This window comes from Streptomyces sp. NPDC102258, from assembly GCF_055584685.1.
The window spans coordinates 275,413-288,708 of the sequence record NZ_JBVJLO010000010.1 but is presented as its reverse complement, the minus strand read 5'-3'; the positions used below and the strand labels follow the sequence as shown (position 1 = coordinate 288,708).

General features: G+C 71.3%; 12 protein-coding genes. 1 reads left to right on the top strand and 11 read right to left on the bottom strand.

Annotation, left to right across the window (positions count from 1 at the left end; genetic code table 11):
* Positions 1 to 67 precede the first annotated feature (67 nt).
* A complete protein-coding gene (lspA, locus tag ACZ6ZT_RS19465) occupies positions 68 to 634 on the bottom strand; it encodes a signal peptidase II (protein WP_469720638.1) in 567 nt (188 codons plus the stop codon).
* Positions 635 to 699: 65 nt separating this feature from the next.
* A complete protein-coding gene (locus ACZ6ZT_RS19460) occupies positions 700 to 1,458 on the bottom strand; it encodes a TraR/DksA family transcriptional regulator (protein ID WP_469720636.1) in 759 nt (252 codons plus the stop codon).
* A gap of 545 nt (positions 1,459 to 2,003) precedes the next feature.
* On the opposite strand from ACZ6ZT_RS19460, the gene ileS reads away from it, so the two are divergent.
* Entirely contained in the window at positions 2,004 to 5,150 is a 3,147-nt protein-coding gene (gene ileS, locus ACZ6ZT_RS19455; RefSeq protein WP_469720634.1) for an isoleucine--tRNA ligase, read from the top strand.
* A gap of 75 nt (positions 5,151 to 5,225) precedes the next feature.
* On the opposite strand, the gene ACZ6ZT_RS19450 is transcribed toward ileS, so the two are convergent.
* The 9 genes from ACZ6ZT_RS19450 to murG form a co-directional block, all read right to left on the bottom strand.
* Positions 5,226 to 5,804: an HD domain-containing protein gene (locus ACZ6ZT_RS19450; protein WP_469720685.1), complete on the bottom strand. Its 579-nt coding sequence runs from the start codon at positions 5,802 to 5,804 to the stop codon at positions 5,226 to 5,228.
* Positions 5,805 to 5,966: 162 nt separating this feature from the next.
* The gene (locus tag ACZ6ZT_RS19445; protein WP_469720633.1) at positions 5,967 to 7,166 is read right to left on the bottom strand and encodes a DivIVA domain-containing protein; all 1,200 of its coding nucleotides are present in this window, start codon (positions 7,164 to 7,166) and stop codon (positions 5,967 to 5,969) included.
* A gap of 82 nt (positions 7,167 to 7,248) precedes the next feature.
* Entirely contained in the window at positions 7,249 to 7,545 is a 297-nt protein-coding gene (locus ACZ6ZT_RS19440) for a YggT family protein (protein ID WP_030155988.1), read from the bottom strand.
* Between the two features lie 59 nt (positions 7,546 to 7,604).
* Complete coding sequence (locus ACZ6ZT_RS19435; protein WP_469720631.1) at positions 7,605 to 8,222, bottom strand: cell division protein SepF; 618 nt, start codon at positions 8,220 to 8,222, stop codon at positions 7,605 to 7,607.
* 170 nt (positions 8,223 to 8,392) lie between these two features.
* Complete coding sequence (locus ACZ6ZT_RS19430; protein WP_469720629.1) at positions 8,393 to 9,112, bottom strand: YggS family pyridoxal phosphate-dependent enzyme; 720 nt, start codon at positions 9,110 to 9,112, stop codon at positions 8,393 to 8,395.
* The gene (pgeF, locus tag ACZ6ZT_RS19425; RefSeq protein WP_469720628.1) at positions 9,099 to 9,848 is read right to left on the bottom strand and encodes a peptidoglycan editing factor PgeF; all 750 of its coding nucleotides are present in this window, start codon (positions 9,846 to 9,848) and stop codon (positions 9,099 to 9,101) included. The genes ACZ6ZT_RS19430 and pgeF overlap by 14 nt, the downstream gene beginning before the upstream one ends.
* On the bottom strand, positions 9,845 to 11,044 hold the full coding sequence (gene ftsZ / locus ACZ6ZT_RS19420) for a cell division protein FtsZ (RefSeq protein WP_469720627.1): 1,200 nt from the start codon (positions 11,042 to 11,044) through the stop codon (positions 9,845 to 9,847). Before ftsZ ends, pgeF begins: the two co-directional genes overlap by 4 nt.
* A 286-nt stretch (positions 11,045 to 11,330) precedes the next feature.
* Complete coding sequence (locus ACZ6ZT_RS19415) at positions 11,331 to 12,182, bottom strand: cell division protein FtsQ/DivIB (protein WP_469720625.1); 852 nt, start codon at positions 12,180 to 12,182, stop codon at positions 11,331 to 11,333.
* A gap of 16 nt (positions 12,183 to 12,198) precedes the next feature.
* On the bottom strand, positions 12,199 to 13,293 hold the full coding sequence (murG, locus tag ACZ6ZT_RS19410) for an undecaprenyldiphospho-muramoylpentapeptide beta-N-acetylglucosaminyltransferase (RefSeq protein WP_469720623.1): 1,095 nt from the start codon (positions 13,291 to 13,293) through the stop codon (positions 12,199 to 12,201).
* Positions 13,294 to 13,296 lie beyond the last annotated feature (3 nt).

The following is a 13,296-nucleotide window of genomic DNA, read 5'->3' as shown; positions in this document are numbered from 1 at the left end:
GCATTCCCGCACTCGGCCCCCGCCAGGCCCCGGCCAGGCCCCCGCCGGGCCTCCCCGCCGCCCCAGGTCAGTCCTTGTGGACGGTCCCGTCCGGGTCCAGACCCCTGAAGGACAGCAGCACGATCAGGATCCCGCCGCACACGATCGCCGAGTCCGCGAGGTTGAAGACCGCGAAGTGCGCGGGGGCGATGAAGTCGACGACCGCCCCCCGGAAGACGCCCGGGGAACGGAAGATCCGGTCGGTCAGGTTCCCCAGCGCGCCGCCCAGCAGCAGCCCCAGGGCGATCGCCCACGGCAGGCTGTACAGCTTGCGCGCCAGCCGCACGATCACCACGATCACGGTGGCCGCGATGCAGGTGAAGATGATCGTGAAGGCCTCGCCGAAACCGAACGCGGCCCCCGGATTGCGGATCGCCTCGAACTTCAGCAGGTCCCCGACGACCCGGATCGGCGGCTCGTGCTCCAGCCGGGCCACCACCAGCATCTTGCTGCCGAGGTCGAGCAGGTACGCGAGCACCGCCACGACGAGCAGCGCCGCGATCCGCCGCCGCCCGCGCGGCGCGGCCGGCTCCGGCTGCGGCTCGGCGTCGTCCCCGACGTCCGGAGTACCGATGATGTGCTCCGCCTCTGCCACGTGAGTCCCTCGACTAGCCCGATCCCGACGAGACACGAGAGTACGTCAGGCAACACCTGACGCGCCTAGTGCCTCCGCTCCTGCTTCTGCTTGCAGTCGACGCACAGCGTGGCCCGCGGGAAGGCCTGCATCCGGGCCTTGCCGATGGGCTTGCCGCAGTTCTCGCAGAGCCCGTACGTGCCCGCCTCCAGCCGTTCCAGGGCCCGCTCCGTCTGCTCCAGCATGGAGCTGGCGTTCGCGGCGAGGGCCAGCTCGGACTCCCGGGTGATGTTCTTCGTACCGGTGTCGGCCTGGTCGTCGCCCGCGCCGTCGCCCGAGTCGCGCATCAGGCCCGTGATGGCCACCTCGGAGGCGTCGAGCTCGGCGCGCAGCCGCAGCACCTCCGCCATCAGCTCCTTGCGCGCCTCCTCGACCTCCTCCTCGCTCCAGGGGTCCTCGCCCGGGCGTACGGCGAGCTCCTCGGGCGCCGTGGCCGCCGTGGCCCGGACCTTCGGGAGCCCGCTGGTGGCCGCGGTGGCCGTCTTCCTGGCCGTACCCGCGCTACCCGCGGTCTTCTTGGCAACCACTTTCCGAGCTCCCGTCTTCCGCGCGGCCGGGGCCGCCCCCTCGGTCGTGGCCTTCTTGGCCGCGGCCTTGCCCGTGGTGCCCTTCGCGGCCGCCTTCTTCGCCGGGGCCGCCTTCTGCTCCGCCGGCGTCCCGTCGACCGCGGTCACGGTCGTGCCGGCGGCGCCGCTCTTCGCGCCGGCCGCGGTCTTCCTGGCGGCCGTCTTCTTCACGGCCGCCGCCGTCTTCTTGGCCGCGCCCGTCGTCTTCTTCGCCACCATGGCAGCGGCCCCTTTTCACATACTGTGATCTTGTTCGCGAATCGTGCCGGAACGATAAATCGGCGCCGACCACACGGCAACGGGGCACACGTCCATCGAGGTCAACCTGCATCCGTTGTGCCCAGCGGGAAGCCCGGTAATCCGCCCCGCCCGCCCCGGTGGATCCCGTACGCGCCGATCAGCCCATCCGGGTCACCGCGCCCCCGCCGAAAACCCGGTCTGCCGAGCCGGGCCCCGGCCCGTACACTGGGCCCAGCGAGAGGCATGGATGGGGACGAGTAGCGTCGGACGCAGCCAGGAGCGACCCGGGGACGGTGAGAGCCCGGGGGCGAGCGCGATGTGAAGGATCACCCCGGAGCCGCCGGAAGAACGCCGTACGGATGTCCGTACGGCCAGTAGAACCGGCTTCGCACCCCAATGAGGGGGCCACCGGCGCGTCCGGCGGCCAAGGAGGGTGGTACCGCGGGAGCAGCGCGTCCTTGACCGGGACGGCTCTCGTCCCTCCGGACGGAAGTGACATCCCGCCGGAGGAAGAGTTCAGCCTCATGACCACACCGCCGCAATACCGCCCGGTACCCGCCCAGGTCGACCTGCCCGCACTGGAACACGCGGTCCTCGACTTCTGGCGGGAGAGCAAGACCTTCGCCAAGACCCTGGAGCAGTCCGAGGGCCGCCCCGAGTGGGTGTTCTACGAGGGCCCGCCCACCGCCAACGGCATGCCCGGCGCGCACCACATCGAGGCCCGCGTCTTCAAGGACGTCTTCCCCCGCTTCCGCACCATGCGCGGCTACCACGTGGCCCGCAAAGCCGGCTGGGACTGCCACGGCCTGCCCGTCGAGCTCGCCGTCGAGAAGGAGCTCGGCTTCAACGGCAAGCAGGACATCGAGGCGTACGGCATCGCCGAGTTCAACGCCAAGTGCCGCGAGTCCGTGACCCGCCACACCGACGCCTTCGCCGAGCTGACGACCCGCATGGGCTACTGGGTCGACCTGGACGACGCCTACCGGACCATGGACCCCGAGTACGTCGAGTCCGTCTGGTGGTCGCTGAAGGAGATCTTCAACAAGGGCCTGCTCACCCAGGACCACCGCGTCGCCCCCTGGTGCCCGCGCTGCGGCACCGGACTGTCCGACCACGAGCTGGCGCAGGGCTACGAGACGGTCGTCGACCCCTCCGTCTACGTCCGCTTCCCGCTGACCTCCGGCCCGCTCGCGGGCGAGGCGGCGCTGCTGGTGTGGACGACGACCCCCTGGACCCTGGTGTCCAACACGGCGGTCGCCGCGCACCCCGAGGTCACGTACGTCGTCGCCACGAACGGCGCCGAGAAGCTGGTCGTCGCCGAGCCGCTGCTGGAGAAGTCCCTCGGCGAGGGCTGGGAGGCCACCGGCCAGAGCTTCACCGGCAAGGAGATGGAGCGCTGGACGTACGAGCGCCCCTTCGACCTGGTCGAGTTCCCGGCCGAGGCGCACTACGTCGTGAACGCCGAGTACGTCACGACCGAGGACGGCACCGGTCTGGTCCACCAGTCCCCCGCCTTCGGCGCCGACGACCTCGCGGTCTGCCGCGCGTACGGCCTGCCCGTCGTGAACCCGGTCCGCCCCGACGGCACCTTCGAGGAGGACGTCCCGCTGGTCGGCGGCGTCTTCTTCAAGAAGGCCGACGAGAAGCTGACCGCCGACCTCGACGCGCGCGGCCTGCTCTTCAAGCACATCGCCTACGAGCACAGCTACCCGCACTGCTGGCGCTGCCACACCGCGCTGCTCTACTACGCGCAGCCGTCCTGGTACATCCGCACCACCGCCGTCAAGGACGCGATGCTGCGGGAGAACGAGAAGACCAACTGGTTCCCGGAGTCGGTCAAGCAGGGCCGCTTCGGCGACTGGCTCAACAACAACATCGACTGGGCGCTCTCCCGCAACCGCTACTGGGGCACCCCGCTGCCGATCTGGCGCTGCGAGGAGGACCACCTCACGTGCGTCGGCTCCCGCGCAGAGCTGAGCGAGCTGACGGGCACGGACCACTCCGGCCTGGACCCGCACCGCCCGTACATCGACGAGGTGACCTTCACCTGCACCCACGAGGGCTGCGCGCTGGAGGCCGTCCGCGTGCCGGAGGTCATCGACGCCTGGTACGACTCGGGCTCGATGCCGTTCGCGCAGTGGGGCTACCCGTACAAGAACAAGGAGATCTTCGAGAAGCGCTACCCGGCGCAGTTCATCTCGGAGGCCATCGACCAGACCCGCGGCTGGTTCTACACGCTGATGGCGGTCGGCACCCTGGTGTTCGACAAGTCGGCCTACGAGAACGTGGTCTGCCTCGGCCACATCCTCGCCGAGGACGGCCGCAAGATGTCCAAGCACCTGGGCAACATCCTCCAGCCGATCCCGCTCATGGACCAGCACGGCGCGGACGCGGTCCGCTGGTTCATGGCGGCCGGCGGCTCCCCGTGGGCGGCGCGGCGCGTGGGTCACGGCACGATCCAGGAGGTGGTCCGCAAGACCCTCCTCACGTACTGGAACACCGTCGCCTTCCAGGCGCTGTACGCCCGTACGTCGAACTGGGCGCCCTCCGCGGCCGACCCGGCCCCGGCGGACCGCACGGTCCTGGACCGCTGGCTCCTCTCCGAGCTGCACACCCTCGTCGCCGAGGTCACCGAGGCGATGGAGGCGTACGACACCCAGCGCGCCGGCAAGCTCCTGTCCTCCTTCGTGGACGACCTCTCGAACTGGTACGTGCGCCGCTCGCGCCGCCGCTTCTGGCAGGGCGACAAGGCGGCCCTGCGCACCCTGCACGAGGTCGTGGAGACGGTGACCCGCCTGCTCGCCCCCCTGACCCCCTTCATCACGGAGCGGGTCTGGCAGGACATGATCGTCCCGGTCACCCCGGACGCCCCGGAGTCGGTGCACCTCTCCTCCTGGCCGCAGGCGGACACCTCGGCGATCGACCCGGTCCTCTCGCAGCAGATGCTGCTGGTACGCCGCCTCGTGGAGCTGGGCCGCGCGACCCGCGCGGAGTCCGGCGTCAAGACCCGCCAGCCTCTCTCGCGGGCGCTGGTCGGCGCGACGGGCTTCGACGCCCTCTCCGCCGACCTGCGGGCGCAGATCACGGAGGAGCTGAACGTCTCCTCCCTGGCCTCCCTCTCGGAGGTCGGCGGGTCGCTGGTGGACACCACCGCCAAGGCGAACTTCCGGGCGCTGGGCAAGCGCTTCGGCAAGGGCGTCCAGGACGTCGCGAAGGCGGTGGCCGCGGCCGACGCGGCGGCGCTGTCGCTGGCGCTGCGGTCGGGCGAGGCGGTGGTCTCGCTGAACGGCGAGGAGATCACCCTCACCCCCGAGGAGGTCATCATCACGGAGACCCCGCGCGAGGGCTGGTCGGTGGCGTCCGACTCCGGCGCGACGGTGGCCCTGGACCTGGAGATCACCCCGGAGCTGCGGCTCGCGGGCCTGGCCCGGGACGCGATCCGCCTGATCCAGGAGGCCCGTAAGAACTCCGGCCTGGACGTCGCGGACCGCATCGCCCTGCGCTGGTCCTCCACGGACCCGGAGGTGGTGAAGGCCCTGACGGACCACGCCCCCCTGATCGCGGACGAGGTCCTCGCCACGGACTTCTCCCCCACCCCCCCGGACACCACGTACGGCCCCCCCTTCACGGACACCCCCCTGTCCCTGACCTTCCACCTCCGCAAGGCATAACCACCCCCGAAGCGGCCCGCACCCCCACCGGGGGCGCGGGCCGCTTCCGCTTTCCTCCCCCGGCCGCGGCGAGGGTCAGGCGTGGACCGGGAAGGCCGCCTGGAAGGCCAGGCGAGGGCCGGCGTCCGCGCCGAGGCGGGCGAGCAGGTCGTCGAGCGCGAGGTACTCCTCCCAGGGCGGCCGGCCCGTCGCCCCGGCCAGCGCCCGGACGAGCCGGTCCTCCAGGTCGGGGACCCGCTTGTCCTTCCACACCTTGTCCGCCGTGCTGACCAGGAGGTCCTCGATCGTCACCGCGGGACCGTCCCAGCTCGCGTGGGTGGCGGCGAACCGGGCGAGCGCGGACGGGAAACCGCGTTCCAGCAGCAGGTCGCGGCCGGCCGCCTCGTGCGCCGAGCCGGGCCCGGCGAGCTCCTCGGGGTGCAGGGCCTTGCCGATGTCGTGGGTCGCCGCGCCGAAGAGGACGGCGTCACGGTCGACGTCCAGATCCGGGTACCGGTCCCGTATCCCCTCGACGAGTTCGACCGCCACGTCGTGTACCGCGCGCAGGTGCGCCGCCAGCCGGGGCGGGACCCGCAGCGAGCGCAGGAGTTCCGCCACCACGGGCGGCAGCGGCCGCAGCGGCGGCTCGCCCGGGGCGTCGAGGGCACGGAGCAGGAAGGCGGAAGGCGTCACGGTGACCTCGCGATCGGACCCGCCGACGTTCGCGGCGCCGGGGCTGGAGTGGAGCACCAGGGTACGAGAACGGGCCGGGCCCGGTGACCCCTTGGGGGTTACCGGGCCCGGCCCGTCAGACTGCCGACAGGGGCGGCGGCGCCCCTAGTTGTCGTCCTCGTCGATCAGGAAGCCCCGCATGGGAGACGGCGCCTGCTGCATCGGCTGCGGCGCGGCCGGCCGTACCGGAGCCATCGGCTGCGTCATCGCCGGGGACATCTGCTGCTGCCCGCCGTAGGACGGTCCGCCCATCGGGGAGGGGCCGCCCATCGGGGACGGACCACCCATGGAGTGCCCCATCGCGCCGGCCGGAGCCATCGAGGGCGACGGCGACGGCGGCAGGGCCGGGCCGGCCGGGTTCCGCGGCGGGGCCAGGGAGTCGTCGGCCTGGGTCTCCAGCTGGCGCAGCTGCGACTCCAGGTAGGACTTCAGCCGCGTACGGTACTCACGCTCGAAGCCCCGCAGGTCCTCGACCTTGCGCTCCAGCGTGGCGCGGGCGGACTCCAGCGAGCCCATCGCGACGCGGTGCTTCTCCTGCGCGTCCCGCTCCAGCGCGTCGGCCTTGGCACGGGCGTCCCGCTCCAGGCCCTCGGCACGCGAACGGGCCTCGCCGACGATCTTGTTGGCTTCGGAGCGCGCCTCGGCGATCGCCTGGTCGGCGGTCTGCTGCGCGAGCGACAGGACGCGGGCGGCGCTGTCGCCACCGGGGCCCTGCTGCGGCAGCTGCGGCGGCTGCTGCTGCTGCATCTGCTGCTGCATCGGCTGCATCTGCTGACCCATGGGCTGCATCTGCTGCCCCATCGGCTGCATCTGCTGGCCCATCGGCTGTCCGAGCGGGTTCTGTCCGCCCATGGACTGCTGCTGCATGGGGTTGCCCATCTGCTGCTGCTGCGCCATGGGGTGCTGGCCGCCCATGGACTGCTGCTGCATCGGGTTGCCCATCTGGCCCGGACCCTGCGGTCCGTGTCCACCGGGGCCGGCGGGCAGCTGCGGCGGGCCCATCTGCGGCTGCTGCTGCTGCGGCGGGCCGGATATGGCCGCGGGCACGGGGGCGCCCGGGCCTCGCTGGTCCTGGGGCTCCGGCTTGCGCATGTTCTGCTGCTGTTGCTGCTGCTGCTGGTTCTGCGCGGCGGCACGCGTCGCGGCGGCCAGCTTGGCGCGCAGGTCCTCGTTCTCGCGCAGCAGGCGCGTCAGCTCCGACTCGACCTCGTCGAGGAAGGCATCGACCTCGTCCTCGTCATAGCCTTCTCGGAGGCGGACGGTCGTGAACTGCTTGTTCCGCACGTCCTCGGGAGTCAGCGGCATGTCTTCTTCACCTCTACGTAGTCGTCGGCAGTCGGCAAGACCGTATCGGGACTGTCCCCGCGTGCGCGGAGAAGCTCATCGTTCACACGCTTCTCGCAGCGGTGCTCACGAAACTGATGAGGATGTAAACGATGATCATCAGAACGAAGAAGGACAGGTCGAGTGCCACGCCCCCGAGACGCAACGGCGGGATGAATCGCCGGAGAAGCTTGAGCGGTGGATCGGTGACAGTGTAGGTGGCCTCCAGAACGACCACCATCGCCTTGCCGGGTGTCCATGAGCGGGCGAACTGGAACACGTAGTCCATGACCAGTCGGAAGATCAGCACGATGAGGAAGCACATCAGCGCGATGTAGACCACTTGCAGTGCGACGCCCATCCCGCGCTTCCCTCTCCCCGTTCTCGCTCTGTTCCCGGTCCCGTGTCTGACGGATCGGTCTAGCTTTGGTTGAAGAACCCGCCCTCCGCGATGCGGGCCTTGTCCTCCGCCGTGACATCGACGTTAGCAGGCGACAGCAGGAACACCTTCTGTGTCACGCGTTCAATACTGCCGTGCAGACCGAAGACGAGACCGGCCGCGAAGTCGACCAGACGCTTCGCGTCCGTGTCGTCCATCTCGGTGAGATTCATGATCACCGGAGTGCCCTCACGGAAGTGTTCCCCGATGGTACGGGCCTCGTTGTAGGTCCGGGGGTGCAGCGTCGTGATGCGGTACGGCTCCCGCTCGGAGACGACCTTGGGCATGATCACGGGGGCGTTCTTCTCCAGGCTGGTGCGGTCAGGTGTGATGGATGCCACGGGGGCAATTCGCGCTGGACGTCCGTTTTCTGACGGAATTGGGAGAGGCTCCCGTGGCGCCGGCGGCTGTACTACTCGTACCGGTTCGTCCGGTACGGGCGATTGGTGCACGGGCTGCTGTCGGCGATCCCGGTCCCGCGCGCGCTCCGGTTCCGGCTCGGGCTCGAACTCGTCATCGGGGTCGTACCCCGGGTTGTCGTACCGGTCGTCCTCCACGAGGCCGAGGTAGACCGCCATCTTGCGCATCGCGCCGGCCATTCTCCGAGTCCTCCGCTCTGTGGTGGATCGCCCTGTCGCAGGTGTCGCTGTGTCCGTCAGCGAAGTCGCTGTGTCACCAAAGTAACCAACTGCCCGCGATCCACGTGGTCTGTCCGCTCATCTGCGGAAATGACCATATTTTCTGCTGTGGTCCGACTTTCTTCGCGACGTTACCCGAGCCGGGGTCTCGCGCCGAGTACCGCAGTGCCGACGCGTACATGTGTCGCACCGGCCAGGACGGCCTGTTCCAGGTCGGCGCTCATTCCGGCCGACACCATCGTGGCAGCCGGATGGTCCGCGCGCAGGCCGGATGACAATTCCATCATCCGCTCGAATGCGGCCCGTTCGCGCCCCGCGTAGGGGCCGGCCAGCGGAGCCACCGTCATGAGGCCGTCGAGCCGCAGTCCCGGGGCGGCGGCAACGAGGCCGGCCAACTCCGGGAGCAGATCGGGGGCGGCGCCGCCACGGGCCCCGCGCTCCCCCGACTCGGCGTCGAGCGCGATCTGCACCAGACAGCCGAGTTCGCGTCCCCGCGCCTCGGCGGCCGCCGACAGCGCACTGACGAGCTTCGGCCGGTCGACCGACTGCACGACGTGCGCGTAAGCCGCCACCGAACGGACTTTGTTCGTCTGCAACTGGCCCACGAAATGCCAGCTCAGCGGCAGATCCGCACAGGCCTCCGCCTTGGGGCCGGCATCCTGGTCCCGGTTTTCCGCAACATGACGGACCCCCAGGTCCGCCAGCAGTCGTACGTCGCTCGCCGGGTAGGTCTTGGTGACCACGATCAGGGTCACCTCGTCCCGCTCCCGGCCGGCCGCCGCGCAGGCGGACGCGATCCGCTCCTCCACCCGCGCGAGGTTCTCCGCGAGTTCCGACTTACGGTCTGTCATCGATCCGTTCACACCACACATATCCGGCGAGCCGCCCGGTCACCCGGTCACGGCGGTACGAGAAGTGGTCCCGCGACTCCAGTGTGCAGACCGGCGAACGGTGGCGGTGCGCCACCCCCGCCTCCGCGAGCTGCGCGTGCACCCCGGCGACCACGTCCACGGCCGGTGTCCCCCAGCTGGTCTCGGCCCGCGCGGCCGGTACCACGGCGGCGACCGCGTCCCGCATGTCGGCGGGCACTTCGTAACACCGTCCGCAGACGGCCGGTCCGGTACGGGCGACCATCCGCGCGGGGTCCGCCCCCAGGGCCGTCATCGCCTCGACGGCGGCGGGCACCACCCCGGCGACCAGCCCGGGCCGCCCGGCGTGGGCGGCCCCGACGATCCCGGCGACGGGATCGGCCAGCAGCACCGGGGTGCAGTCGGCGGTGAGGACCGCGAGGGCGAGCCCCCGGCGGGCGGTCACCACCGCGTCCACCGCCGGAACGTTCCGGCCGGCCGGCCAGGGGCCGTCCACCACCGCCACGTCCCGCCCATGTACCTGGTTCATCCAGACGACCAGGTCCGGGTCGATGCCCAGCTCCCCCGCCGCGGCGGCCCGGTTCGCGCGAACGGCGGCCGGGTCGTCTCCGACCGCGCCGCCGAGATTGAGCTCCTCGTACGGAACGGCGCTCACCCCGCCCCACCGGTCGGTGAAGGCGAAGTGGGCGCCGTTCTCGCTGTGCTGCCCCAGGGTCACTTCAAGAAGTCCGGGACATCCAGCTCTTCGGCCGGGCTGTCCTGGTACGGGCGGGCCGTCGGCACCTGCGGCGCGGGCGCCGGCTCGACCGGGAGCTCCACCGGGGCCGGGGGGTCCTCGCGCGGGGTCACCGAGCCGAGTCCGCCGAAGGCCGGACGGACCGGCTCCGGCGCGCGGGCCGGAGCCGGGGCCGGCTCCTCGCGCTTGGTGGACGCGGCACCGATGACGTTGTCCCGGCGGGCGGGGGGCTGGCCCCCGTCGAACCCGGCGGCGATGACGGTGACGCGCACCTCGTCGCCGAGCGCGTCGTCGATGACGGCGCCGAAGATGATGTTCGCCTCGGGGTGGGCGGCCTCGCTCACCAGCTGCGCGGCCTCGTTGATCTCGAAGAGACCGAGGTCCGAGCCACCGGAGATGGAGAGCAGCACGCCGCGGGCCCCGTCGATGGAGGCCTCCAGCAGCGGCGAGGAGATCGCCATCTCGGCGGCGGCCACCGCGCGGTCGTCGCCGCGGGCCGAGCCGATGCCCATCAGGGCCGAGCCCGCCTCGGACATCACGGACTTGACGTCCGCGAAGTCCAGGTTGATCAGACCCGGGGTGGTGATGAGATCGGTGATGCCCTGGACGCCGGAGAGCAGGACCTGGTCGGCCGACTTGAAGGCGTCGAGCACGCTGACCTGGCGGTCCGAGATGGACAGCAGTCGGTCGTTGGGGATGACGATGAGGGTGTCGACCTCTTCGCGGAGCTCGGCGATGCCGTCCTCCGCCTGGTTCGCGCGGCGCCGGCCCTCGAAGGTGAACGGCCGGGTGACCACACCGATCGTCAGGGCGCCCAGCGAGCGCGCGATGTTGGCGACGACGGGTGCGCCGCCGGTGCCGGTGCCGCCGCCCTCGCCGGCGGTGACGAAGACCATGTCGGCCCCCTTGAGGACCTCCTCGATCTCCTCGCGGTGGTCCTCTGCCGCCTTGCGACCGACGGCCGGGTTGGCTCCGGCGCCGAGGCCCCGGGTGAGTTCCCGGCCGACGTCGAGCTTGACGTCGGCGTCGCTCATCAACAGCGCCTGGGCGTCCGTGTTGATGGCGATGAACTCGACGCCCTTGAGACCGACCTCGATCATTCGGTTGATGGCATTGACACCACCGCCGCCGACACCGATGACCTTGATGACTGCGAGGTAGTTCTGCGGTGCTGCCACGTCGAAGGCCTCTCGCCTCGATTTACGTGTCGCCGCCTCGCGGGCCTGCGGTGCGACGACTGATGCCGAAATTGGGGCGGTCCCTACCCGCCGACCCGAACCCTCACCCTGAAGTTTAGGGTTAGGGATGTGTCCGTTCCTTGGATCCCATGGACTTCCGAACAGGACACTAAGTCGACAAGTAGCGCGGGTTCAACGAACACGCCGAACCTCCCGTTTTTCTTTTCACCCTATGTGATCACCCGTATCGGTGGCCAACCAGGGTGCTCCGCCGTTCGACCCGACGTCAACTCCCGGACACCGCAGGGGCGGTGGGGACGCTCACGTCGAAGTGGGCGGCCCTGGGCGCGGCTTTGAGCAGAGCGGTCAGCGCTCGCCCCTTCGCGTCGCCCAGTTCACCGCTCCCCCACACCACCGTGCGCCCCTTCGTCAGCTCCAGCCGGACCGAATCGTACGAGCCCACCTTGACCTGCAAGGTCTCCTTGGCGACGGCCTCGGGAAGGCCGCCGGCGATGGCGACCGCCTCGCGCAGCAGCCGCTGCTCGTCGAAGCGCCGGGCGCTCGGGGAGCGCTCGGCCGCCAGGTCGAGGACCGGGACGTGGGCGGGCGCCTGTCGGACCGTGTCGAATCGCACACCCGAAGCGTCCACTTCGACGAACTCCGCGCCCTTTCTGATGAGCAGGACGGGTTTGCGTTCCGTCACTTTCAGCCCGATCCCGTGCGGCCAGGCGCGCACCACGTCGACCGAATCGATGCGCGGCAGCCGCTGCCGCAGCCGGGCCGCGATCTCGTCGGTGTCGATCCCGACGAGGGGCGCGCCGAGGGGCACGGCCGCGGCGGCGAGGACCTGCTCGGGGGTGAGCACCTCGGTGCCGGAGGCCGTGACCTTCTCGACGCGGAGCCAGGAGGAGCCGTAGAGCGCCCAGGTGCCGCCCGCGACGAGGAGCGCCGCGGCGGCGAGGGAGGCCAGCAGGGTGATCCGGCGCCGCCGTCCGGCGCCGGGCCCCCGCGGGCCGGTCCGCTCCGGCGGCTCGGGGGGCCGGGGCGGCCGCGGCCGCGCCGGGCGGCCGGAGCCCTTGCCCCCGCCCCCGCCGCCCGGCCGGTCGGAAGTGCCGCGCTGTGCCGTCGCTCCGGCCACTCCTGTGCCTCCTGGGTCAGCGGTTACGTACGGCCGCGATCGCCTCGTAGACCAGGCCGACGAGCAGGTCGTCGGCGTCCCGGCGGCCGAACTCGGCGGCCGCGCGGGACATCTCGTACAGGCGGTGCGGATCGGACAGCACCGGCAGGATCTGGCCGAGCACCCAGTCGGGCGTCAGCTCCGCGTCGTCGACGAGCAGGCCGCCGCCGGCCTTGACCACCGGCTGGGCGTTGAGCCGCTGTTCGCCGTTGCCGATCGGCAACGGTACGTACGCGGCGGGCAGCCCGACGGCGGAGAGTTCGGCGACGGTCATCGCGCCCGCGCGGCACAGCATCATGTCGGCGGCGGCGTACGCGAGGTCCATCCGGTCCATGTACGGTACCGGGACATACGGCGGCATCCCGGGCATGTTGTCGACACGCGGCAGTTCGTTCTTCGGGCCGACCGCGTGCAGGATCTGGATCCCGGAGCGCTGGAGGGTCGGCGCGACCTGCTGGATGGTCTCGTTGAGGCGGCGGGCGCCCTGCGAGCCGCCGGAGACCAGCAGGGTCGGCAGGTTGGGGTCCAGACCGAAGGCGGCCCGCGCCTCGGGGCGTACGGCGGCCCGGTCCAGGGTGGAGATGGACCGGCGCAGCGGGATGCCCACGTAGCGGGCGCCGCGCAGCTTGCTGTCCGGGGTGGACACCGCGACGGCGTGCGCGTAGCGGGAGCCGATCTTGTTGGCCAGTCCGGGCCGGGCGTTGGCCTCGTGGACGATGATCGGCACTCCGAGCCGTTTGGCGGCGAGGTAGCCGGGGAGCGCCACGTAGCCGCCGAAGCCGACGACGCAGTCGGCCTTGGTCCGCGTGAGGATCTCCTCGGCGGCCTTGATCGTGCCGCGCAGCCGTCCGGGGACGGTGATCAGCTCGGGCGTCGGCTTGCGGGGCAGCGGTACGGCGGGGATCAGCCCCAGCTCGTAGCCGCGCTCCGGGACCAGCCGCGTCTCAAGGCCGCGTTCGGTACCGAGGGCGGTGATGCCCACGGTCGGGTCCTGCCTGCGCAGGGCGTCCGCGAGGGCGAGCGCCGGCTCGATGTGGCCGGCGGTCCCCCCACCGGCGAGTACGACATGCACCGA

Bases quoted from the DNA above. Each gene is read 5' to 3' on its own strand.
- ACZ6ZT_RS19460 (WP_469720636.1), bottom strand. From the start codon at position 1,458: ATGGTGGCGAAGAAGACGACGGGCGCGGCCAAGAAGACGGCGGCGGCC.
- ileS (WP_469720634.1), top strand. From the start codon at position 2,004: ATGACCACACCGCCGCAATACCGCCCGGTACCCGCCCAGGTCGACCTG.
- ACZ6ZT_RS19445 (WP_469720633.1), bottom strand. From the start codon at position 7,166: ATGCCGCTGACTCCCGAGGACGTGCGGAACAAGCAGTTCACGACCGTC.
- ACZ6ZT_RS19440 (WP_030155988.1), bottom strand. From the start codon at position 7,545: ATGGGCGTCGCACTGCAAGTGGTCTACATCGCGCTGATGTGCTTCCTC.
- ACZ6ZT_RS19435 (WP_469720631.1), bottom strand. From the start codon at position 8,222: ATGGCCGGCGCGATGCGCAAGATGGCGGTCTACCTCGGCCTCGTGGAG.
- ACZ6ZT_RS19430 (WP_469720629.1), bottom strand. From the start codon at position 9,112: ATGACAGACCGTAAGTCGGAACTCGCGGAGAACCTCGCGCGGGTGGAG.